Annotated in this window: 3 protein-coding genes; all 3 read left to right on the top strand. The window is 41.0% G+C overall.

All coding sequences use genetic code 11. From position 1 onward, the window contains the following. The first annotated feature begins 362 nt into the window (after nucleotides 1-362). Entirely contained in the window at nucleotides 363-1,889 is a 1,527-nt protein-coding gene (locus O9332_RS12795; protein ID WP_043999316.1) for a bifunctional aminoglycoside phosphotransferase/ATP-binding protein, read from the top strand. A 73-nt stretch (nucleotides 1,890-1,962) separates the two neighbouring features. Further along, the gene (locus O9332_RS12790) at nucleotides 1,963-2,526 is read left to right on the top strand and encodes a Uma2 family endonuclease (RefSeq protein ID WP_002761711.1); all 564 of its coding nucleotides are present in this window, start codon (nucleotides 1,963-1,965) and stop codon (nucleotides 2,524-2,526) included. A gap of 243 nt (nucleotides 2,527-2,769) precedes the next feature. Continuing rightward, a complete protein-coding gene (locus tag O9332_RS12785; RefSeq protein ID WP_002761709.1) occupies nucleotides 2,770-4,821 on the top strand; it encodes an FAD-dependent oxidoreductase in 2,052 nt (683 codons plus the stop codon). Nucleotides 4,822-5,003 lie beyond the last annotated feature (182 nt).

The raw sequence follows: 5,003 nt of genomic DNA, 5'->3' as shown, positions 1-5,003 counted from the left end.
GTGGGAGAGATAGGGGGAAAATTCTGGGACTTTTTCTCTGAAAATTAGGTAATTGACCAGATGAGAATCGGTAAAACCCTACACCCCACACCCCACACCCCACACCCTGTCCCCACGAAAAACTTTTTCAGCAGACCCTAGATAGTCATCCTTAAACTGGTACAAATGTATGAACAACCCCGTGTAAGCATCCCACTTGCAAAGCTAATGCTTTCCCGCGTTTGGGGGGTAGAATCCCCCAAGAGTCAAAGATTAAGTGATAAAATCGGAAATAACAGCCAATTTTAGCTGAGGGTTTTCCTGGAAAAATCCCAACCTAGTAAATTTATACAAATGAGATGCAACCGATAGGAGTTCTCGCTATGGATAGCAATCGATTAATCGAAGAATTAAAAAATCCTGACTTTTATCCTCATTCTGTCAAAATTCCCGTTGAAATTATCCAAACCCATGCTTCAATTATCTTCTTGACAGGAGATTATGCCTATAAAGTCAAGAAACCAGTTAATTATAATTTTTTAGATTTCTCCACTTTAGAAAAGAGAAAGTATTATCTAGAACAGGAACTAGAGTTAAATAAAAAAGTCGCCGATAATATCTATCTAGAAGTTTTGTCAATTAATGATCAACAGGGTAGCATAAGTTTAAATGGAGAAGGAAAAGCGATCGAATACATTTTAAAAATGAATCAGTTTCCCCAAGAATGTTTACTGAGTAAAGTTTTTGAACGGGGAGAACTAACGGAAAAAGCTATAAAATCTTTGGCTGAAAAAGTGGCAGGATTTCATCGACAAGCTGTGACTAATTCCTATATTACTCAATTTGGCAATTTAGAAGTTATTAAACAAGCTTTTGATGAAAACTACCAACAAACCGAGAAATATATTAATTTTGTCCAAACCCAAAAACAATACGATGAAACGAAAGCTTATACAGATAAATTCTTCGCAGAACACGGAGATTGGTTAGAAGAAAGACAAATAAAAGGGATGATTCGCGAATGTCACGGTGACTTACATTTAAATAATATCTGTCAGTGGCAGGGAGAAATACAATTATTTGATCGCATAGAATTTAATGAATCTTTTCGCTTCGTTGATGTCATGTATGATATTGCTTTTACAGTCATGGATTTAACCGCTAGGGGCAGAGAAGATTTCGCTAATTTATTTGTCAATACTTATTTAGAACAAACCGCGGACTGGGAGGGTTTAAAAGTCTTGCCTCTCTACCTGACCAGACAAGCATATGTGAGGGCAAAAGTCAATAGTTTTTTGCTTGATGGTGACAGTTTTTCCGAGAAAATTAAAGCAAATGCACAAGATTATTATCAATTAGCTTGGCAGTACACCCAACCGCAGAAACCGAGATTAATTCTGATGTCGGGATTTTCTGGATCGGGTAAGAGTACCATAGGTAAAGTAATTGCTAAAAATCTTAATGCTATTCAGATTCGTTCCGATGCAGTTCGCAAACATTTGGCTGGAATTGACTTAAATCAAACAGGAAGTCTAGACATATATAGTCTCGAAATGAGTCAAAAAACCTTCGCTAGACTGGCGGAATTAGCCGAAATTTTAATAGCTTTAGGTTATCCAGTTATTCTCGATGCACGCTACGATAAATATGCTTGGCGAGAACCCTTATTAACCTATGCCCAAAATTTACAGATTCCTTTTCATATTGTCCATTGTCACGCACCTATAGAAGTTTTAAAACAACGGATTGCCGCTAGAAAAGGCGATATTTCTGACGCTACTATCGAGGTTTTAAATGCCCAAATTGAGAAAACAGAACCTTTTAATGAAAAAGAACAACCCTATCTAATTTCCCTAGACACTACTAATCCCAATTGGCCAGAATTTTTAGAGAGTCAATTAGGTAAATAGGTTGAGATGAATCAACGATAGGGCCATTCTTATAATTAAGTTATAGTTGATAAAGTAGCAAAAAGGAGAAGCGATGGAAACTGTAGTGTTAAATCTAGAGACAGTTAATTTGACTGATGAACAATTTTATCATCTCTGTCAGGCTAATCAAACATGGAATTTAGAACGTAATCAAAAAGGAGAATTATTAATTATGCCTCCCGTGGGTGGAAATACTGGTAAACAAGAAGCTAATTTGATTGTTAAAGTTGGGGTATGGAACGAGCAAACTCAACTTGGTGAGGTGTTTAGTTCTTCGACAATTTTTCGTTTACCAAATGGAGGATATCGTTCTCCTGATGTTGCTTGGATAAAACGGGAGAGATGGGAAGCTTTGAGCGCAGAAGAGCGAGAAAAGTTCCCACCTTTGTGTCCTGATTTTGTGATTGAATTACGTTCTCGTACCGATTCCTTAACCTCTTTACGCGACAAGATGCGCGAATATTTAGCCAGTGGTTTACGTTTGGGTTGGTTGATTAATCCTCAACAGCAGCAGGTGGAAATCTACCGACTAAATAGCGATGGGGAAATTATTAATTTACCTGCTATTTTATCCGGGGAAGATGTCTTACCCGGGTTTGTTTTGAATTTAACTTAGGAAGGATTACAGGGAATAACAAAGGGAATGACACCGAATCAGGCTATCTCTATTTTGTCAAGACATTTCCAGAAAAGCGATCGATTGTCAGCTTGGCGATGTATAATCTCTCAAAAGCCAGCATCAAGCTACAAAGTTCTCAATATTGCCCAAAAAAACAATCAGGATTTCAGGAACAGATTCTCTCGCTACTGCTTCAAAGAAAGAGGAAACTCTCAGTCACAACATTGATATTTGTCAATAATGTCACCTAAAATTTTCAATCATCACTTTACTCCTCTTAAATCCCTCTCTCTGGGATTATTTCTCCTGCAAGCTTTCACTCCCCTCACCCTAGCAGCCCCCCCGCGAGAACCAGATCAAACCGTCGGCTGTGATATTCTGGTGGTGGGTGGTGGTTTAGCCGGTGCCGGTGCGGCCTACGAAGCTTTATTATTAGGAAAAACCGTCTGTTTAACCGAGATTACCGACTGGGTGGGTGGACAGATATCTTCTCAGGGAACCTCCGCATTAGATGAAAGACGGACACAAAGAGAAAAATTATTTTTCCCGAAAGGTTATCTAGAATTTAGGGAAAGAATTAGAAAGCATTACGGGAAACGCAACCCCGGAGAATGTTGGGTAAGCGGGTCTTGTTTTTTGCCTTTTGATGGACATAAATTATTATTTCAACAGTTAGAAGACGCTGCCAAAAAAGGCAAAGGAACTCTGAAATGGTTTCCCTCCACGGTAGTCAAAGAATTAAATATTGAAACTTTACCCAATCGCGGTACCGGTCAACAGATTACCAGTGTAATTGCTATTCAACATAGTCCCGTAAAAGGTACTCCTCCCCTAAATACCGAGTTTTTATCGCAAAAAATGGAGGATATCTATCGCTACGAAAATTCTCCCCGTTTTGATAAGAAAATCCTCCGTTTTGTCCCCAAATCCTCCCAACCGAATCAATTAGCGGATTGGTATGTGATTGAAGCGACCGAAACAGGGGAAATAATCGGATTATCAGATATTCCCTACCGTTTAGGTGTCGATAAGCGCAGTTATCTCGAACCTTCTTCCTCTAGCGTCACTGGAGACCCCTACTGTACCCAAGGCTTTACCTATACCTTCGCCATGGAGGAAACAGAAAAACCACAAACCCACGAGAAACCCGTTTATTATGAACGCTATGCCCCCTATTTTAGCTATGAATTGCCGCGATTAGCCGATTTTGACCTAGTTTTCACCTATCGTCGTATTTGGAGTCCGCAACTGGGTAAAGAGAAAACCTTTGGGGGAATTACTTTTACCGAACCCGTCCCGGGGGATATTTCCATGCAGAATTGGACCTGGGGAAATGATTACCGTCCGGGGACTGCGAAGGATAACTTTATCTACACCCGTGAACAGTTGCAAAAGTTAGGACAGTTATCTCCGGGGGGATGGATGGGAGGATTACGCACCGAAACCCTCGCGAGGGGCGAAGAACACGCCATTTCCTACTATTATTGGTTAGTAGAAGGGACCACCGATTCCCAGTTAGGGGACGGGGTAAAAGTTCCCCATTTGAATAACCGTTATCTCTCCGGTTTTGATTCTCCCATGGGAACTGCCCATGGTTTGTCAAAATATCCCTATATTCGGGAAGCAAGACGGATTATCGGTCGTCCTTCCCTGACTTACCCCGATGGTTTTACCGTCACAGAAATCGATATTTCCCGACAAAATTTTCAAAGCGATTTCTATCGTCAAAATCTTTCTCCGGCAGAATATCGGCGCTTAATTGCCACCTTGGCAGGATTAGAGGGATTTTCCGTACTTGATGGCACATTATCCCCCGATCAGGCCGTTAAACGCAAGCGCTCTACCATTTACCCCGATTCCGTCGGTATCGGTCACTATGCGATTGATTTTCATCCCTGCATGACGGAACATCCCCCCGAAAAACCGGGTAATACAGAAAAAGCAGGAGAAAGACAGGGACAAGGGCAAGCTTATCCCTTCGAGATCCCTTTAAGGGCTATAATTCCCCAAAAAATCGATAATTTACTGATAGCGGGCAAAAGTATCGCCCTTAGTCATATTGCCGCGGCCGCCTATCGTGTCCATTCCTTCGAGTGGTCCTCTGGGGTAGCTGCCGGCATCACGGCAGTGTATGCTTTAGATAATAATGTACTGCCCTATCAATTAGTAGAAAATGATTTTCTCATCGGCAATCAACAATTGCGAGAATTACGGCAAAAAATCGACGCTAGTGGTAATCCAACTATGTTCCCCGATGCCTCAATTTTCCGGTCGATGGATGATTGGTATTAATTAGGATTTGCTGAAAAAGTTTTTCCTAGGGGCAGGGTGTAGGGTGTGGGGTGTGGGGTGTGGGGTTTTACCCATTTTCATCGGGTAAATTACCTAATTTTCAGGGAAAAAGTCCAGGGATTTTCCCCCCGACCACTCCCATATCTGGTACTTTTTGATTGACAAAAAGTCTAAAAGTCTTA

It is taken from the genome of Microcystis sp. LE19-10.1B (assembly GCF_027530565.1).
GTDB lineage: Bacteria > Cyanobacteriota > Cyanobacteriia > Cyanobacteriales > Microcystaceae > Microcystis > Microcystis aeruginosa.
The sequence above is the reverse complement of the archived record's forward strand: the minus strand, read 5'-3'. Positions and strand labels throughout refer to the sequence as shown.

Coding starts and splice junctions, on each gene's coding strand:
- O9332_RS12795 (WP_043999316.1), top strand. CDS start 363: ATGGATAGCAATCGATTAATCGAAGAATTAAAAAATCCTGACTTTTAT.
- O9332_RS12785 (WP_002761709.1), top strand. CDS start 2,770: ATGTCACCTAAAATTTTCAATCATCACTTTACTCCTCTTAAATCCCTC.
- O9332_RS12790 (WP_002761711.1), top strand. CDS start 1,963: ATGGAAACTGTAGTGTTAAATCTAGAGACAGTTAATTTGACTGATGAA.